The following is a 17,386-nucleotide window of genomic DNA, read 5'->3' as shown; positions in this document are numbered from 1 at the left end:
GTTCACGGGCTAATGTACGAATATCGTGATTAAAAGCCGATAATTTGGAGCGCGCAATATCGTCCGACTATACAGCCATGGCGTCCACTGCCATATCTACTGGCTCAACTGGTGGTTTGATGGATTTCTCCTTCACAACCAGTTCACCCAGCTGATCCCACCGATAAGTCGGGCCATCAATACATACCAGATCATCAGCAACATAGCAGTGGCCGCACAAGCCAACGCCACAGTGCATACGACGTTCCAGAGATAACCACAACTGGTCTGCCGGATGACCGTTTTCAGTCACCATGTGGCAAACAAACTCCATCATACCTTCCGGGCCACAGGTAATGATGTGATCGAAAGGTCCGTGCTCTTTTTGAATGTGAGCCAGATTTTCTTTCAGTTTGCGACCATGCATGTAGTCGCCTTTGGCATTGTCGATATCGTCTATCGCTTCGTAAACCTTGCAGTGCTCTTTCCAGATGGCACGCTCCTTTTCCAGTACCAGCATGGATTCGTTACGGGCACTGAAGTAAACCACAGGCGCTGAATCAGCCGCAATCAGGGCGGTAATTTTAGCCGCTACCGGTGCCAGTCCCAAACCACCGGCAATAACCAGTACTTTCTGGTTAGTCAGATCAGGCCAGCCTTTACCAAACGAACCACGACCACCCAGTAAATCGCCCGGCTTGCACTTGAACAATGCTTCGGTCAGGGAACCGATGCGACGAATCAGGGCAACAAAACGACCATTCTCATCTGGCATGGCGGTGTAAGTGAATGCCGCTTCACCGTGACCGGGAATGGACAGCATGAAGAACTGACCAGGCACAACCTTCTCAGGGTCACATACAGACGGCAAACCATTAGACGTGTCAGCCGGCTCAAAGGTGAAGTGACCAATGTCGTGTCCGTCGATATAAAATTCAACCAGACGGATTGGCGCAGGAGTCATCTTATGCACGGGCAATTTTCTCCATTACAGAATGCACACCCACAGAACCCGGACAGGTGTTTTCACAACGACCACAACCAACGCAGCCAAAGCGTCCCATTCTGGAGGCAATGTCTTCAGAGAACTTGTGGTACCAGTAGCGATGCATACGTCGACCGGCTTCGTGTGCCGGGTTTGCACCACTGGCTTCTTTCTGGAAACCAACCAGCAGGCAGGAATCCCAGACACGCTGACGCAGCTGGCCATATTCAGTCGGTACATCTCGGACGGTGTAGCAGGAGCAGGTCGGGCAAACCTGACTGCAACCTGAACAGCTGATGCACTGGTGAGCGAAACGGTCCCAATGTTCTTCAGGAATCGCACGACCATTAATACGCTGAATACCATTAATGATGTGAGTGTCGTCTTTAAAGGCAGCCAGCGTGTGTTGCAGACTCATCTCTCGCCAGGATTTCCAGCTGGCATCAGCAGGACGAAGATCCATACCGGCAACCGCTGCACGACCGGCATCGTTGGCGCAGATTACCCACCAGCCATGTGCGTCATTACCAATACTCGGCTTTGGTGCCAGAATCAGATCAGCAATATTGTTTTTTACCTGAGGGCCAGAATCCACGCTGGCACAGAAACCGGAGTCACAAGGCTCCAGACAATCGATGCCTACCAGCAGGGTCTGCTGCCGACGACGCTGGTAATGCGGGTCTTCTTTAAAGTGAATATCCTGATAGGCAATGGCCGTCAGGTCGCAGGACTTAACACCAAACAAAACCTGCTGGCCGTGCTCCGGGAGAGTCTCACGGAACATTTCACCGTCAAAGACGAACATGGATTCCTGCTCGGCAAAGAACAGGCTCTTTGGCGACATCAATGGACGCAGTTCAGGATCGAGCGGCGCTACCTGACCATGTTCGACCTTTCCCCAGGAACTGTTGCCACTCTGGTTCAGAATTGGCTGATATACGTCGTTGCGTAGGGACAGCCAGTCACGCAGGTGCTCCAGACGATCGAGTTCAAATACATTCATTCGTGTTCACCTCCGGCAGCACCTTTTACAGCAGGTTCATAATTAGCATTACGCAGAATCTGAATCGGACGAGGTTCGGCATCAAATGCCAGAGGCTCAATGCGTACGGCACATGCCTTCAGCTCAGGCATACGGGTGACGGGGTCCTGAGCATCATTGGTCAGCTGGTTCGATGGGGTATCGTTAAAGTGATACGGTATACTGACCAAGCCCGGTGGTACTTGATCGGTAGAGATCACACGGGTTTCCAAGTAACCACGGCGGGAACGAATACCAACAGGCGCATGGTTGAACAGCCTTATGTTGGCAATGTCGCGGGGGTTCATGAATAAAACCCCTTTTGGCGTCTCACGCTCAAGAAGCGGAGATTTACGGGTCATGGAACCACAGCCGTAGTGGAAATGCAGACGAATAGTTGTCATATAGAACGGGTATTCTGCATCCGGGATTTCTGCGGTTGGCAGATAATGAACAGGCATCAGGCGTGCTTTACCTATTGGAAATTCACGCTGGTGCAGAATTTTGGAACCGTCCGGATTCTTAGCGTCACAAGGCCACTGCAGACCATTGTGTTCATCCAGACGCGGATAGCTCATCTGGGAGTGAATAGAAGATACAGAGCAAATCTCGTCAAAGATTTCTTCAGCATTCTTCCAGTCGAAACCATGCATGCCAAAACGTTTCGCCAGTTTAGCCATCAGCTGCCAGTCAGCCAGACATTCGCCTGGAGGGTTCACAGCCTGCCGTACTCGCTGTACACGACGCTCGCAGTTTGCGAAAGTGCCGTCTTTTTCAGCGAAACTTGCTGCAGGCAGAACAACGTCAGCCAGCTTGGCAGTTTCAGTCATGGTCATCTCAACCACAACCAGTGTATCCATGCGACGTAGCGCCTTGGCTACCATGTTCTGGTCAGGGTCGGTTACTACAGGGTCTTCACCAAAAATCATCATGGCGTGGAACTGACCAGCCATTGCCGCTTCGTTCATACCCAAAGAAGTCATACCCGGATGATCGGCAACCGGAGTACCCCAGATTTTGCTGAACTTTTCACGGGCAACAGGATCGTCGGTAGACTGGTAGCCTGGGAATGTGCCTGGTAGACAGCCCATATCACAGGCACCCTGTACATTGTTCTGCCCACGCAGCGGGTTGATACCAGCGCCCGGCTTACCTATCTGACCACATACCAGTGCCAGATTGGAGATTGCCATGACATTGTTGGTACCGCTTACGTACTGGGTTACACCCATACCGTAAGCCAGGAATGCCGCACGGGCATGACTGTACAAACGGGCAAACTGCTTCAACTGATCTTTAGGAACACCGGTGATTCGGGAAACTTTTTCCAGCGGGTATTCTTCAACTTGCTTGCGCAGTATATCTTCGTGATCACAACGCTTATTCAGGAAATCTTTGTCTTCCCAGCCATTGTTGAAGATAACCTTAATCAGGCCATTCAGCAGGGCAACGTTGGTACCGAGACGCAGTTGCAGGTGTACGTCAGCCATTTCAGCCAGACGGGTTTTACGCGGGTCAACCACCAACAGCAAGGCACCGCGCTCTTTCGCCTTGATGATCTCACTACCAATAATTGAATGGCTTTCAGTCGGATCACAACCAAAAACGACGACAACATCAGATTTACGAACATCTTCGATACTGTTGGTCATGGCACCGGACCCCAGGGTTTGTGCCAGACCGGCAACGGACGGGCTGTGACAGATACGGGCACAGTGGTCAACGTTGTTGGTGGTAAGGACAGTACGGGCAAACTTCTGGATGGCATAGTTGTCTTCATTGGTCGCACGGGCACAGCTGATAAGACCGACAGCCTGTGGTCCATGCGTTTCACGATGATAGCTGAACTGCTCATGGATATGATCCAGAGCTTCATCCCAGCTAGCACGTCGGAATTCGCCATTTTCCTTAATCAGCGGGTGAGTAATACGATCTTCAACACCGATTCCAAAAGCAGAACTCCAGCCTTTGGAGCACAAACGGCCTTTGCTTACCGGGTGATTTGTCAGAGGCTCTACGCCAATAACACGATCAGCATCTGTTCTTATGCCAATACCACAACCTGTGCCGCAGAAAGGACACACAGAAGGTGTAGTTTTTGTCGTCATGCGATACCTATGTTAAAGGTTTTATCTCGTGAAAATCACCAGGACAAGAGGGTCATTTCACGGTGCTTGGGGGCCTTTTTAAACACAAAACTGATTCCCATAATCAGTCGGGCAACAGTCATGAACATAAAATTATAAGAATAAGCTCTGATTAAAATTCAGCCAGCGAGGTGAAAAGTTATAACAATTCTTTTCTAAAAAGAACAGAAAGAATGATTAGTAAAACTAATTATTGTGTTTTTCTGAGAAACACCTTTCAGGTTTTTTTAATTGTATTAGTAATAGATTGACAGGGCATAGAGATCAAAAAAAACACTACGCTTTATACTTACATCCATTTATTACCTCATATCAAAAAAATAAATTTTATTATAAAAACACATCCAGGACTTACGCATTGACAGCAGGCTTTAAAATTTGATAATAGCCACAAATGACTATCTTTCAGGGGCGAAAGTGAGAAGTACTACTCGCCCAACGACTGCAAAATGCACACTTCCACAATACATGGGATTTTTGATCAGTGAGCCCAAATCATCAACATGCTCAAGGCTGGCAGAAGTGACTGGCATTTCTCACGATAGCGCTAACCGCTTTCTTCAGCGCGAAAATTACCAACCAAAAGACATGTTCGATGAAGCCGCCCAAAACTTATGCCTTGTTGGCGGCACGTTGACTGTCGATGATACTGTTCTTGAGTGAAGTGCTGGCATTGGGGCTGAAGCCAGCGTATGTAACCGGTGACTCCTTGAGGTACCAGACGATGGTTTGGATGTCTGGCTCAAGGATTTCGGCAAGGCCAGGTTGTTCAGGACGATGCTAAAAGACCAGCGTCGCCACTACGTAGTTTACCTGCCAGAAGATGTACCTGTTCAACGCGATGATTTCATCCTGATCCACGACCAGCACTGGCAGATTGAGCAGTTCCACAGGGCGATCAAGCAGGTTTGCTATATCGAACATTTTCAGGTGCGTAATGAGCGGCCTGTAAGAAATCACATATTTTCCAGTATTCTAAGATTTGTTTATCTCCAGAAAATGCAGATAGCGCAAGAGTTTACGAATATTTATCAGCACCAGCGTAAGCTGTTTAAAGAAGTGGTTGGTGCCTTCATTAAGATTTTTGCAAAGGACAAAGATGACCTGTTACCAAAATTTGCAGGTGCCATCAATGCGTAAGTCCTATTGCTATTAAAAAATGAGCCGTTACCTGCTTTTAGAACTTGCTTTAGCTACTTCCTTCAATTTCTCGAGTTCTTTCTGAAGCTGTTCAATCTGAATAGAAAAAGATGTTTTTTCCTGCTTTGACCGTTCCACAGCTAAATCAACAGAGGCTTTTTTTAATTGCATCTTCAGTTGTTCGACAATATTATCTTTTTTATTGAGTTCGTCTTCAATACCAGACAGTTTCTCTTTCAATTCATCGGATACTTTCTTCTGCTCTTGTGCGTCGACATAAGCCTTATCCAAAGATGATTGCAGCTGTTCTTTTTCATTTTCAAGTTGTTTATTTAGCTGCTGTAAAATATTTTTTTCTTTTGATAACTTTACCTTCTTAGACCCCAAGGCACTAATCACTTTATTTTTTAATTTAATAGTCTCTGTATGCTGTTTGCATGAATTGAAAAGAATCCTGTTTTGGGAGTCGAGGCGTTTGTTTTCAGACAATTCCATGTTGAGAAATACATCAACAGAAGCAGCCGCAATTTTGAGTTCATCCCCTTCCAGAGAACCACTGGCCATTCTTCTTAAATTTCCTATGTTATGCTGTTCTATATAGTCAAAGAAAGCTTTCTTTTGATGACTGTCCACTCCCAAATTGAACGACTGAGATGTACTTGCCTGGGAAGTTTCAGCTGAAGTTGATGGTTGGGATAACACTGATGGCTCTGTTGTTTGAGTGCCTTGTACAGTAACACTACCCTCCTGTTGTTGCAGTGCAGTTGCTACAAATGCAGTGGGCGTCGAACTATCGGGAACCTTGATAGTTCGATCAAAAAGATTGACATCAGGGAAGCTAATGTCTTCATAAGTATTTCCTATACCAAAGAGATCAACGTCTATAAAATTTGAAGCCCCTGGAGAAGCGATAATTCTTCCTAAATCAGTCGCTTCCCGAGAATCCTCCCGTTGAGGTTCTGGAAAAACTGGTTGTGAATTATTATTAACTGGATCCATAAAGCTCTCCAAAAAAACAGCGTTACAAGTTAGCTTTGACATACCTGTAATCAGTGAATGATGTTTGAACCGATTAAATCACTCATCGGAAACGTTATTCTGTAGACTCGTGGAACCAGAAAAAGTTCCTGCATAACCAAACGACAAGAGACCGCGTTAGTGAGAAAGCACTTAACCAGCCTCATAGCAGCTCCTGACAATATTTGCGGTCCATTCCTTAAGTCCCGCTTAACGATTTAAAAAAATAAAATAGGATGAACTGAAAGGGGCGCCCTCTGTGCTGTTCAGGCAAAATACCTGTGCGAATAACAACGCACCTGCAAGGTGCTACACAGGGGACGCCTCCAGATGATAATTCCAAAACCTGAAAAAATCGACATAGAATTCACCGATGCCAAGCTGACAGGTATGGCTGGCAGCCTGTTCGTTGCCCGACTTGCCAACCAGCTCAAGCTTCCTGATCTACTCAAAGACCAAATCTGCCTCAAGAAACGAAACCGGGGCTGTGATGACAAAGACTCTCTTCCTGGCCTGATTCACAACTTCTGCGCCTGTAATGGAAAACTGTCTGATATGGATGCCCTGCGTGCAGACAAACCGGCTGTTAGCCTGCCTGGCCTTGAAGATGTACGCTCTTCCAAACGCATGGGTGAGTACCTGGCATTATTTAACGCAAATTCCGTGAAAGCCTTGTATTCCGTTGCTCACAGACTTTGCCAGCAAATAGCACCCGATGTGATACGGCATTTCGTTGAACAAAAAGACTACTTGCTGGTATTTCTCGACGGTACTGAGATCGAAGTGACAGGGCGCAACTTTGAACAGGCTGATATTGGCTACAGTGGCAATAGACAGCAGTGGCTCCACAATATTTTCATTGGCCATCTGTGGGTCAGTGGTCGTTTAAATCCCGGAGCCAGTGACGTTTGTATTGGCTGGAAAGAGCAGCTCAAAATGACGTTTCTCCATTAATTGAGCAAGGGACTCCTGTTTGGGCTCGGATGGACAACGCTTACTACAGAAAAAATGTGCAAACAGCCTGTTTTGGAAAATCTGCAAGAGCTATATGGGGCTACAGGCTGCATGGGGCTACAGGCTGCTGTTTTTAAGTGTTTGAGGGTTTTCGGACAGGCACTACGTAACCCGCCATCACAAACAGGCGGGGTGCGCGAACAGAAGACGGGCTTCCACTATTTACAGAATCACTCAGCCATGAAGCACGGCGACCAGAAATTGACCTACATCAAAAAACAGAATTTTCCGTTCGCTGGCGAAAATTTACATGACATAGATCAACATATAACCAACCCTATGAAGTGTGATAATGTGCCAGCTATTACGAGGTTTCATGGAGTTACTCTTAATGCACAAAAGTTCTAAACGCCTGCCGTCTATGTTGCAGGTTTTTCTGGTACTGGGTACATTCCTGGCACTGGCTTTTTCATTCACAGCCAAACTGGACCTGCCTATTCAGCTGGCGTTGTGTGTTGGCTGGTTCCTGGCAATGGGTCTGGGTGTCAAACTGGGTCACAGCTATAAGGATCTGGAAGCCGCTGCAGCGGAAGGCATCTATAAAGGCATGGGCGCTATTCTGATTCTGCTGGCTGTTGGTGCTCTGGTGGGCACCTGGATTGCCGGCGGTATTGTACCCAGCATTATCTATTATGGACTGATGTCTATTCATCCATCCATCTTCCTGCTGGCGACACTGGTCATCTGCTCCATGACGGCTCTGGCGACCGGTACCTCCTGGGGTGCTGCCGGTACCGCCGGTATTGCCATGATGGGTATTGGTCAGGGTCTGGGGGTTCCGGCACCCGTCACCGCAGGTGCCATCCTGTCAGGCGTGTACTTTGGTGACAAACTGTCGCCTCTGTCTGACTCTGTTATTCTGGCTTCTTCCATGTCTGACGTTGAAATCGTCGATCACATCAAAGGCATGCTCCCAATCAGTCTGACCGCTTATATCCTGACAGCCATTGCCTTCACCGTTTACGGCTTCCAGTTCAGCGGTAACGCTGATATGGCTCAGGTTCAGGCGGTTATGGAAGTGATGGAATCTCACTTCAATATTTCTCCGATGGCGTTTATACCTGTGGCGGCAGTTCTGTTTATGCTGTCCCGCAAGATGCCCTCTTACCCGGTCATCATGTTTGGTTCTGTTCTGGGTATGCTGTGGGCCATCCTGTTTCAGGATCGTGCCCCGGTTGAAGCACTGAGCAGCATGTGGGCACCACTGACCATGGAGTCCGGCAATGCGTTTATCGACAACATTCTGAACCGTGGTGGTATGTCTAACATGCTGGGCTCTGTGGCCGTAATTATCTTCGGTCTGGGCTTTGGTGGCCTGCTGGATAAAGTGGGCATTCTGGAGACCGTTGCCAAACAGTACGAAAACCGCATCACCAACGAAGGCAACCTGACCGCTTACACCGTCGTAACCGCCTTCTTTGCCAATGTATTCGGCAGTGCCATGTACGTCTCCCTGATCCTGACCCCCAAGATCATGTCCGGCAGTTACGACCGCATGAACGTAGACCGTCGTATGCTCTCCCGCTCTGCGGAATTCGGCGGAACGCTGACATCAGGTATGGTACCATGGAGTGATAATGGTATTTTCATGGCAGGCCTGCTGGGCGTTTCCACTTTTGAGTACGTTCCCTACATGTGGATGAGTTTTGCCGGCATCGCCCTGGTAATTGGCTTTGCGTATCTGGGTAAATTCCGTCCTGACGACAATAAGTACGTCAAGTCTGCACAACTGCAGCCTGTCTGAACACTGGACTAATCAAACTGTTTAGTTATGCGCCCGGACTGTTCCGGGCGTTTTTCTAGAGAAATGATCATGAAAAAAATCTACGTTGCCTACACCGGCGGCACCATTGGTATGAAGCCTACGGACTCCGGCTACGCGCCAGCAGAAAACCTGATGGGTCTGCTGGAAGAAAAACTGCCTGTTAATGTTCGCACCAGCCTGCCTGATTTTGACCTGGGTGAATACGAGCAGCTGATTGACTCCAGCAATATCCGTCCAGACAACTGGAAACAGATCGCTCACGATATCGCCAGCAAATACGACCAATACGACGGTTTTGTAGTACTGCACGGCACCGACACCATGGCTTACTCCTGTTCCATGATGTCCTTTATGCTGCGCAACCTGAGCAAGCCGGTTATTTTTACCGGTTCTCAGATTCCTCTGTGTGAAGCCCGCACTGACGGCCTGGAAAACCTGGTCGGAGCCCTGAGCCTGGCAGCCGATGAGCGTATTAAAGAGGTGTGTCTATACTTCAATGGTCGTCTGATGCGTGGCAACCGCTGCCGTAAACAGAATGCCTATTTGTTCGATGCGTTCGACACGCCAAACTACCCATGGCTGGGTCGCGCAGACATTAATATTGAGCTGGACGAATTCCTGCTGCACAAGCCGAAAGATGAGCCCAAGTTCCTCCTGAGCTGTGACTCTGAAACCCATGTCGGTATCCTGCAGCTATTCCCGGGCATTAATGCGGAATGGATTGAAAGCATTCTGCAACAGCCAATGAAAGCTTTTATCATGCGTACTTACGGTACCGGCAACGGCCCGGATGGTGACCAGGCTTTCCTGCATGCCCTGAAGAAAGCGACAGATGCAGGCAAGCTGATTATTAACCTGAGCCAGTGCCACCGAGGTACTGTGCATCAGGGCAGTTACGCAGCCGGTTCCGCACTGGCCAATGCCGGTGTAGTGGGCGGACTGGACACCACCACCGAAGCCATGTTCTGTAAGCTGCACCATCTGTTCTCTAACGGTCTGACCGTGGAGCAGGTTAAAGAGCAACTGGGGCAAAGCCTGGCGGGTGAAGTAACGCTGCCATAAGCAAGGCATTAATCCTTTAAGCCTTTTGTACCTCTCCTGAGGAGATGACATTATCTTTTTACGCAGGCCGGGTCGAGCAGAACCCGACCCCAGCCTGCGTATCAGGCCACAATCGCATCCAGTGCTAATGTTGAGGGACAAAATGGAGATTATTTTCACATTCAATCCCCAGGCATCCGTTTATTCCCGCTGGCGCAAAAGAGTCGTTGCCGGCAGAACCATAATGGAGGCAAGCTATAACAAAAAAACGGCCGGGTTATGTCTGGGGGCCGCAATAACCTGGCTAAAAAAGAGCATCGCTTCCGGGGGGACAGGGGTGTTAAGTGCCGATGAGCTGGGCTCTGTTCACGAGATGGCAATCATCCAGTCGGCCTGCGACATACTCCCGATACCCGAGGGAGCCGTGCGATCTGATACTATTACCCCCATACTCCAACATATGCATCTGGATTCCCGGGAGTCCATGCGAGGCTTCGGGTGCTTCAATGTTCAAAGCATCTATGAATGGGTCTCACGTGAGCCCTGTCACTGCCTGTTCGTATTCGATAAAATACAAGATTCAGGATCTCTTTCCGGGCATGCTATTGGCCTGCGGTATGATGGCAGGGTGACGCAGATATTTGATACTCACTACGGGCTAACCCAGCAAGCGAACAAGGATCAGTTTATGCTGGGTCTGTACATAACAGCCATTTTTAATCATGCCCAATGTGTCGGGGAAGAGTGGGCTGTTTTCAAAGTATGTTCCGCTGATGATTAAGTACCCGGTCGCTCCTTCAGAAAACTGAAGAAGCGCTTTCCATACGTCCCGGGTTATTTATTAATATACGACATCAGGCAAACGCCAGTTCACCGGGCTGATCCCGCAGGATTTCAGGTAATCATTGGCTCTGGAGAACGGCTTACTGCCAAAAAAGCCACGGTAAGCCGACAGAGGTGACGGATGCACCGACTTGATCACACAATGCTTTGAAGCATCAATAAAGCGTCCTTTGCGCTGGGCATAACTTCCCCAAAGAATAAACACGATGTTTTCACGTTTTTCATTCAGTTCAGCAATAATGCGATCCGTAAACTCTTCCCAGCCTCGTCCCTGGTGCGACGCCGCCTGTTTATGCTGAACGGTCAGAACACTGTTTAACAGCAGAACACCCTGCTGAGCCCAGTGCTCCAGAAAACCATGTCGGGCAGGCTCAATACCCAGATCACTGTGCAGCTCTTTGTACATGTTCACCAGAGACGGTGGAATGGCTATATCGGGTCGAACTGAAAACGACAGTCCATGTGCCTGCCCCGGACCGTGGTAAGGGTCCTGCCCCAGTATTACCACCTTCACCTGGTCGAAAGGCGTCAGGTTCAGGGCATTAAAATATTCATTACCGCTTGGATAAATCGTTTTGCCAGCCGCTTTTTCAGCCAGCAAAAAGGCTCTGAGGGTCTGAATGTAGTCTTTATCAAACTCGTCCTGCAGATGAGCCTTCCATGTAGGCTCAAGCCTGACTTCGCGCATGTACCTTCTCCCGGGGCAGCAGGATTAACCAGCCAGCCACTTATCAAAAAATCAGACGGGATTATAAAAGCAATGCACGGATTCGACCATTAACAACCCCATTCTGTGGCCGACAAACTCTTTTGATTACCCAAAGGAGCTACCATGAAACGCGCTCTACTCCGCCATTTGCTGATTATCACCTGCTTTATCGCATCACCTCTGTTTGCCACAGGCAGCGTCGAGCGTCGCATGGCCATTGAAGTCGGCTCAAGCGCCATCAAGTACGCTATTGCGGACGTAAACAGCAATACTGACACTATTCTGGAGATCAAAGATCAGGACAGTATCGCCTTCCGCTTACATGACAATGTGCTGAATAATGACCGGCGCATCATCGACAAGGCCGCCCTTGGTGCCATGTCAGATATATTTCTGAGACTGAAAGATAAAGCCAGCTATTACCACACCGCTCATATCAAGGTGGTTGCAACAGAAGCCATCAGAATTGCCAGCAACAAGGTAGAAGTTCAGTCAGCCCTGCAGGGTAAAACCGGTCTGGTTATACAGATATTGACGCAGGATGATGAAGACCAGATGGACTATTTCACCGCACTGCGTGCCAGCAAAAAGCCCGGCAACCCCGTCGTCTGGGATATTGGTAATAACAGCTACCAGCTGATTGCAGACGATCCGGCCGCTGAGACTCTGGCTTACAAGGGGGATACTGGTTCCCGGTCATTTTTCCGCTACCTGCTGGAAGTCGTTCAGGGGAAGGACTTCCAGAAAGACGACAACCTCCACCCATTAACCGGCGATCAGTTTGAAGAAGGAATAAGGTTTGCTCATCATCTGGCGGAAAAGGTTCCGAAACTGGTTCGCTCACAAATCACCCGAAATAAGGGAGAAGTCGTGGCAATTGGCAGCTTGTTCCAGTACAGCCTGCTGGAGGCAGTGAAAACGGAACCAGAGCAATTGCTGATCACACAGCATGAGGTGAAGCAATTTATTGATCGCTCCCTGAATCGCGAACAGACTGAGCAACACCCGCTGGATAAAGAGCAACAGCTGAACCGGCTGGGCTACCATCAACATCGGGGGTTCTCTCACCTGACGCTGTCAAACGCCGTTCTGGTTTACGGCTTTATGCAGGAGCTGGGCATTCTCAGTCTGGAAGTCGCTGACAGAACCAGCACAGACAGCATTCTTGAATTCAGCCCATTCTGGCAATAGTCAGACTAACCCACTAGGGGTTAAGCATCAGGCTGATCTGACGCATTAACCGACTGCGAATCAGACTGGTGTCCGGCTCGTCACCGGGTTGAACCATGCATTGATATTCGACCTGCATAATGACCGCTGAAAAGAGCTGGGCATCAATATCAGGCTGCTCTGAACCCATACGGTAGAAAAAGCTTTCCACACTGTTTAACAGGTAAGACTGGTGATTAAATGCCACAGGGCGAAGATTTTCATTACGCAGGCATTCAAGCTGAAACGAGCGCTCTGCAATCAGATAATCCCGGTGTTCCTTCAGCTGCGTGACAATATAATGCACCGCCAGGTCTACCATCCTCTCTACAAACACCAGCCTGACCTCCTGACTGAGACTGGCTGAATCCTGCCCATCCAGCAATGCCAGGGCTTCCTGCAGTTTTGAGTCAGATTCTTCCCAGAACGCCTTGAATTTTTCCGCCCCCATTTCCACAAACAGCGTGAAGGTGTCTGTAATAAGGTCTGAAATATCCTTGAAATAATAAGTGGTTGCAGACAGTGGAACCTCGGCTTCTTTGGCAACCGCGCGATGGCGGACGCCTCTGACACCATCTCGCACAACAATGCGCAATGCCGCTTCAAGTATAATGCGACGTCGCTGCTCACTGTTGGCACGACTGGTTTTTCGTCCCTGATACTTCAGGGCTTCATTTCCATTTGACGATCCGCTGGAGGAAGTTCCATTATCTTTACTGGCCTGAGAGAGAGAATCACTCACTACTTCACAGTTCGTTGCTTCCATGAGGAAATGCCTTATACCGTTTGCCTGTTAATCTTTTGTAATAAGCCCTCATCACTGCCAGGCGCTCGCTGACAACGGCTACATTGACTTATTGTTTGTCGCAATGCCCTCAATGCATTGCCGAAACTCTCCCGCAAAGACTACCTGAACACAGGCCTGCAAAGCCCTGTCGGGTGAGATGGTGAAGCAGTATAGAGTCTAACCGGCACTTATGCCCAAAGTTCGTGAAAAAGGCAGCCGCAGAATAGGGTTTCAAGGGCTTTGCGGCATTTACAGGCTCATAGACAGGGTTGTACAGCAGACAAAAGAAGAGGCGCAGCTGATCTGACTCGACCAGCTGCGCCGGAAGGCATTAAACCTGTGGACGCATATGCGGGAACAACAGCACATCCCGAATAGAAGGCGCGTCGGTAAACAGCATTACCAGACGGTCAATACCGATACCTTCACCAGCCGTTGGTGGCAGACCGTATTCCAGGGCATTGATGAAGTCTGCATCGTAATGCATGGCTTCATCATCTCCCGCGTCCTTCTCAGCCACCTGCTGGCGGAAGCGTTCAGCCTGGTCTTCCGCATCGTTCAACTCGGAGAAACCGTTGGCAATTTCACGACCACCCACGAAGAATTCAAAACGGTCACTGACAAACGGATCTTCATCGCTGCGACGAGCCAGCGGAGACACTTCAGTCGGATACTTCGTGATAAAGGTTGGGTCGATCAGCCGCTCTTCAACGGTCTCTTCGAAGATCTCAATCTGGATTTTGCCCAGACCCCAGATGTCTTTCACTTCGATACCCAGTTTCTTCGCCACGGCGGTCGCAGATTCGATATTGTCAATATCCGCCGCTTCCAGCTCAGGGTTATAGTGCAGGATGGACTCAAACACAGACATGCGGACAAATGGCTTGCCGAAGTCCAGTTCCGTACCCTGATACGTCACTTTGGTGCTACCGGTCACTTCTTCAGCCAGCAGGCGGAACAGGGTCTCGGTATGATCCATCATGTCAATGTAATCCGCATACGCCTGATAGAACTCAATCATGGTGAATTCCGGGTTATGGCGGGTAGACAGTCCTTCGTTACGGAAATTACGGTTAATTTCAAACACACGCTCGAAACCACCCACGACCAGACGCTTCAGGTACAGTTCCGGTGCAATACGCAGGAACATCTCCATATCCAGGGCATTGTGATGGGTCACAAACGGACGCGCTGTCGCACCACCCGGAATGGTCTGCAGCATCGGCGTTTCCACTTCCATATAGTCATTCTTATGGAAGTAGTCGCGGATCACCTGAATAATGCGGGAACGCACACGGAAGGCATCACGGGACTCATCGTTCATGATCAGGTCCACGTAACGCTGACGGTAACGCATTTCCGTATCAGTCAACCCCTTGTGCTTGTCAGGCAGTGGACGCAGGGACTTGGTCAGCAGTTCCACGCCTTCCATATCCACATACAGGTCGCCCTTACCGGATCGTTGTACAGTACCTTCGGCACCGATAATATCGCCCATATCCCAGGTTTTAACTTCTTTAAGGGTGCTCTTGTCCAGCACTTTACGGTTTACGTAAACCTGAATACGACCGGAAGCATCCTGAATCTCCATAAACGCGCCACGGTTCAGCATGATACGACCAGCAACCCTGACTTTGTGACCGGCTTCCAGCAGCTCTTCCTTACCGGCTTCTTTGAATTGCTCCTGCAAATCAGCCGCATAAGCGTCACGACGGAACTTGTTCGGGAAAGCGACCCGTTCAGCGCGGATAGCCGCCAGCTTTTCACGGCGCAGTGCAACCAGACGGTTCTCTTCCTGCGCATCAATCATTTGTTCTTCAGACATTGTTATTCCAAAAAAATCTTTTCAAAAACAGCCTTTTCAAAATGTCTTTCTAAAAAGGCTGTGATTAAAGACCCTGCTTAAGGCTGGCCTCGATAAACTTGTCCAGATCCCCGTCCAGTACAGCCTGGGTATTACGGGTCTCGACGTTAGTGCGCAAATCTTTGATACGCGAATCGTCCAGCACGTAGGAACGAATCTGGCTACCCCAGCCGATATCGGACTTACTGTCTTCCAGAGCCTGGGCATCAGCAGTACGCTTCTGCATCTCCAGCTCATACAGCTTTGCTTTCAGCTGCTGCATGGCCTTGTCCTTGTTCTGATGCTGGGAGCGCTGGTTCTGACACTGCACCACGATGCCGGTCGGCTCATGGGTAATACGCACCGCAGAGTCGGTGGTGTTTACGTGCTGACCACCCGCACCACTGGAACGGTAGGTGTCGATTCGCAGGTCGGCCGGATTGATCTCAATCTCAACATTGTCATCAATCTCCGGAGAAACAAACACCGAAGAGAAGGAGGTGTGACGACGGTTGCCGGAGTCGAATGGAGACTTACGAACCAGACGATGAACACCGGTCTCTGTGCGCAGCCAGCCGAAAGCGTACTCGCCGGAGAACTGCACCGTTGCGGACTTAATGCCTGCCACATCACCGGCTGACACTTCAATGATCTCGGTCTTGAAGCCTTTCTGTTCGCCCCAGCGAAGATACATACGCAGCATAATGTTGGCCCAGTCCTGAGCCTCAGTACCACCGGAGCCAGACTGGATATCGAGGTAAGCGTTGTTCGGGTCCATTTCACCGGCGAACATTCGCTTGAATTCCAGAATCTCAAGCTTCTGAGTCAGCTCATCCAGCTCTTCCACCACACTGTCAACGCCGTCTTCGTCCTGCTCTTCCACAGACATATCAAGCAATTCAGCGGAGTCTTCCAGGCCGGAAGTCATGGTGTCGATGGTGGAGACTATGCCTTCCAGTATGGAACGCTCTTTACCAAGAGCCTGGGCTCGCTCCGGTTCGTTCCACACGTCCGGATCTTCCAGTTCCCGCTCTACTTCCTGTAACCGTTCGCTCTTGTGAGCGTAGTCAAAGATACCCCCTAAGCACGTCCGTACGTGCCGTCAGGTCTTTAATACGTTCCTTGATCGGATTAACTTCAAGCATGACTCTCTCGCTCGGTAAATCGCTCTACTGGATAGTTCTTATCGGTCTGCAGCAGGTTGGGTACCCACTGACCAACAAAATAGAAAAGTTAGCCGCCTATTGTAACTGATGCGATCGGGACTGGGAATCACGGATCTCCCCACAAGCAACTGATAATCAGTGTTTTTTCCATTACCCGATAAATCCATCACCCAATCCGCCGGGTAATGAAAGCCTGAACAAAACAGCCATGAGCGGAAAATACACACTGAATACCCATTGCGATGGAACCTTTCAGGCGCAGCAGTGTCAAACCCGGTGCATAAGAAGCAACAATATGAGAACTAACAACAAGAGGCGTTCACAATGAAGATGAAAAAACTGGCGGCTTTCGCCCTTCTGCTACCCCTTTCTACCATCAGTCTGGCAGCCTTTGCCGGAGACGATGAACAGGCTGACGAAAAAAAAGAAGGCCAGTGGGTAACGAACCTTGAATGGACCCTGGCTCATAATGACAATCAGACAGAAGATCAGGAAGAGGCTGATCAGCCAGAATCTTCTGAATTTACACTGTCAGAAAATGACAGTACTGAAGAGACTGAAGAGAGTTCAACGGAAGAGAAGCATGGCTGACTCTCGTAGCTGAATCTCGTAGCTGACTCTCGTAGCTGGATCTATAGCTTCTAAAAAGCAGGCGGTTTATTCACAATTTATGGCCGCCCTGTTTTTTCCTTTTTATTCAAATGGTTAGCAATTTCAGTT

The 17,386-nt window shown here is 49.3% G+C and carries 14 protein-coding genes and 1 pseudogene; 7 read left to right on the top strand and 8 right to left on the bottom strand.

The window, feature by feature from the left end; genetic code table 11:
• Positions 1-67 precede the first annotated feature (67 nt).
• Genes NX722_RS05395 through fdhF form a run of 3 tightly spaced genes read right to left on the bottom strand, consistent with a single transcriptional unit; the run spans position 68 to position 4,093 of the window.
• The gene (locus NX722_RS05395) at positions 68-943 is read right to left on the bottom strand and encodes an iron-sulfur cluster-binding protein (RefSeq protein ID WP_262568613.1); all 876 of its coding nucleotides are present in this window, start codon (positions 941-943) and stop codon (positions 68-70) included.
• Position 944: 1 nt separating this feature from the next.
• Positions 945-1,967: a 4Fe-4S dicluster domain-containing protein gene (locus NX722_RS05390; RefSeq protein WP_262567066.1), complete on the bottom strand. Its 1,023-nt coding sequence runs from the start codon at positions 1,965-1,967 to the stop codon at positions 945-947.
• Positions 1,964-4,093 (bottom strand): formate dehydrogenase subunit alpha, encoded by a 2,130-nt coding sequence (gene fdhF / locus NX722_RS05385; protein ID WP_262567065.1) that lies wholly within the window; start codon positions 4,091-4,093, stop codon positions 1,964-1,966. Before fdhF ends, NX722_RS05390 begins: the two co-directional genes overlap by 4 nt.
• A gap of 456 nt (positions 4,094-4,549) precedes the next feature.
• On the opposite strand from fdhF, the pseudogene NX722_RS28775 reads away from it, so the two are divergent.
• Positions 4,550-5,272: pseudogene (locus NX722_RS28775) on the top strand (transposase).
• A 27-nt stretch (positions 5,273-5,299) separates the two neighbouring features.
• Here the strand turns inward: NX722_RS28775 and NX722_RS05370 are convergent.
• A complete protein-coding gene (locus NX722_RS05370) occupies positions 5,300-6,271 on the bottom strand; it encodes a hypothetical protein (RefSeq protein ID WP_262567062.1) in 972 nt (323 codons plus the stop codon).
• 348 nt (positions 6,272-6,619) lie between these two features.
• On the opposite strand from NX722_RS05370, the gene NX722_RS05365 reads away from it, so the two are divergent.
• The 4 genes from NX722_RS05365 to NX722_RS05350 all read left to right on the top strand — a co-directional run bounded on the left by NX722_RS05365 (position 6,620) and on the right by NX722_RS05350 (position 10,890).
• Entirely contained in the window at positions 6,620-7,243 is a 624-nt protein-coding gene (locus NX722_RS05365; protein ID WP_262567061.1) for a hypothetical protein, read from the top strand.
• Between the two features lie 391 nt (positions 7,244-7,634).
• Positions 7,635-9,047 carry a Na+/H+ antiporter NhaC gene (gene nhaC / locus NX722_RS05360; protein ID WP_262567060.1) on the top strand — a complete coding sequence of 471 codons (1,413 nt, stop codon included), beginning with the start codon at positions 7,635-7,637 and terminating at the stop codon, positions 9,045-9,047.
• A 69-nt stretch (positions 9,048-9,116) separates the two neighbouring features.
• Positions 9,117-10,130, top strand: coding sequence for an asparaginase (ansA, locus tag NX722_RS05355; protein WP_262567059.1), 1,014 nt, complete (start codon positions 9,117-9,119; stop codon positions 10,128-10,130).
• A gap of 142 nt (positions 10,131-10,272) precedes the next feature.
• On the top strand, positions 10,273-10,890 hold the full coding sequence (locus NX722_RS05350) for a hypothetical protein (protein ID WP_262567058.1): 618 nt from the start codon (positions 10,273-10,275) through the stop codon (positions 10,888-10,890).
• 60 nt (positions 10,891-10,950) lie between these two features.
• Here the strand turns inward: NX722_RS05350 and ung are convergent, their stop codons facing one another.
• The gene (gene ung, locus NX722_RS05345) at positions 10,951-11,640 is read right to left on the bottom strand and encodes a uracil-DNA glycosylase (protein WP_262567057.1); all 690 of its coding nucleotides are present in this window, start codon (positions 11,638-11,640) and stop codon (positions 10,951-10,953) included.
• A 144-nt stretch (positions 11,641-11,784) separates the two neighbouring features.
• Here ung and NX722_RS05340 point away from each other — a divergent pair, with 144 nt between their 5' ends.
• On the top strand, positions 11,785-12,852 hold the full coding sequence (locus NX722_RS05340; RefSeq protein WP_262567056.1) for a Ppx/GppA phosphatase family protein: 1,068 nt from the start codon (positions 11,785-11,787) through the stop codon (positions 12,850-12,852).
• Between the two features lie 13 nt (positions 12,853-12,865).
• Here NX722_RS05340 and NX722_RS05335 read toward each other — a convergent pair whose 3' ends face one another.
• From NX722_RS05335 to prfB, 3 genes are all read right to left on the bottom strand, one after another.
• A complete protein-coding gene (locus tag NX722_RS05335) occupies positions 12,866-13,636 on the bottom strand; it encodes a TetR/AcrR family transcriptional regulator (RefSeq protein WP_262567055.1) in 771 nt (256 codons plus the stop codon).
• A gap of 352 nt (positions 13,637-13,988) precedes the next feature.
• Positions 13,989-15,482 carry a lysine--tRNA ligase gene (gene lysS, locus NX722_RS05330; RefSeq protein WP_262567054.1) on the bottom strand — a complete coding sequence of 498 codons (1,494 nt, stop codon included), beginning with the start codon at positions 15,480-15,482 and terminating at the stop codon, positions 13,989-13,991.
• Between the two features lie 64 nt (positions 15,483-15,546).
• A protein-coding gene (gene prfB, locus NX722_RS05325) for a peptide chain release factor 2 (RefSeq protein WP_262567053.1) occupies positions 15,547-16,645 on the bottom strand; the annotation gives its coding sequence in 2 pieces (ribosomal slippage) (positions 15,547-16,569 and positions 16,571-16,645; 1,098 coding nt in all).
• A gap of 345 nt (positions 16,646-16,990) precedes the next feature.
• On the opposite strand from prfB, the gene NX722_RS05320 reads away from it, so the two are divergent.
• Positions 16,991-17,257 (top strand): hypothetical protein, encoded by a 267-nt coding sequence (locus NX722_RS05320; RefSeq protein ID WP_262567052.1) that lies wholly within the window; start codon positions 16,991-16,993, stop codon positions 17,255-17,257.
• The last annotated feature ends 129 nt before the right edge of the window (positions 17,258-17,386 follow it).

Source organism: Endozoicomonas gorgoniicola, assembly GCF_025562715.2.
Lineage (GTDB): Bacteria > Pseudomonadota > Gammaproteobacteria > Pseudomonadales > Endozoicomonadaceae > Endozoicomonas_A > Endozoicomonas_A gorgoniicola.
Note: the sequence above shows the minus strand (reverse complement) of the source record. Positions and strands in the feature narration are given on the sequence as shown.

Excerpts from the sequence above, each read along its gene's own strand:
- lysS (WP_262567054.1), bottom strand. The coding sequence starts at position 15,482 with ATGTCTGAAGAACAAATGATTGATGCGCAGGAAGAGAACCGTCTGGTT.
- NX722_RS05390 (WP_262567066.1), bottom strand. The coding sequence starts at position 1,967 with ATGAATGTATTTGAACTCGATCGTCTGGAGCACCTGCGTGACTGGCTG.
- nhaC (WP_262567060.1), top strand. The coding sequence starts at position 7,635 with ATGCACAAAAGTTCTAAACGCCTGCCGTCTATGTTGCAGGTTTTTCTG.
- NX722_RS05340 (WP_262567056.1), top strand. The coding sequence starts at position 11,785 with ATGAAACGCGCTCTACTCCGCCATTTGCTGATTATCACCTGCTTTATC.
- ansA (WP_262567059.1), top strand. The coding sequence starts at position 9,117 with ATGAAAAAAATCTACGTTGCCTACACCGGCGGCACCATTGGTATGAAG.
- NX722_RS05335 (WP_262567055.1), bottom strand. The coding sequence starts at position 13,636 with ATGGAAGCAACGAACTGTGAAGTAGTGAGTGATTCTCTCTCTCAGGCC.
- ung (WP_262567057.1), bottom strand. The coding sequence starts at position 11,640 with ATGCGCGAAGTCAGGCTTGAGCCTACATGGAAGGCTCATCTGCAGGAC.
- NX722_RS05350 (WP_262567058.1), top strand. The coding sequence starts at position 10,273 with ATGGAGATTATTTTCACATTCAATCCCCAGGCATCCGTTTATTCCCGC.
- NX722_RS05365 (WP_262567061.1), top strand. The coding sequence starts at position 6,620 with ATGATAATTCCAAAACCTGAAAAAATCGACATAGAATTCACCGATGCC.
- NX722_RS05320 (WP_262567052.1), top strand. The coding sequence starts at position 16,991 with ATGAAGATGAAAAAACTGGCGGCTTTCGCCCTTCTGCTACCCCTTTCT.
- fdhF (WP_262567065.1), bottom strand. The coding sequence starts at position 4,093 with ATGACGACAAAAACTACACCTTCTGTGTGTCCTTTCTGCGGCACAGGT.
- NX722_RS05370 (WP_262567062.1), bottom strand. The coding sequence starts at position 6,271 with ATGGATCCAGTTAATAATAATTCACAACCAGTTTTTCCAGAACCTCAA.
- NX722_RS05395 (WP_262568613.1), bottom strand. The coding sequence starts at position 943 with ATGACTCCTGCGCCAATCCGTCTGGTTGAATTTTATATCGACGGACAC.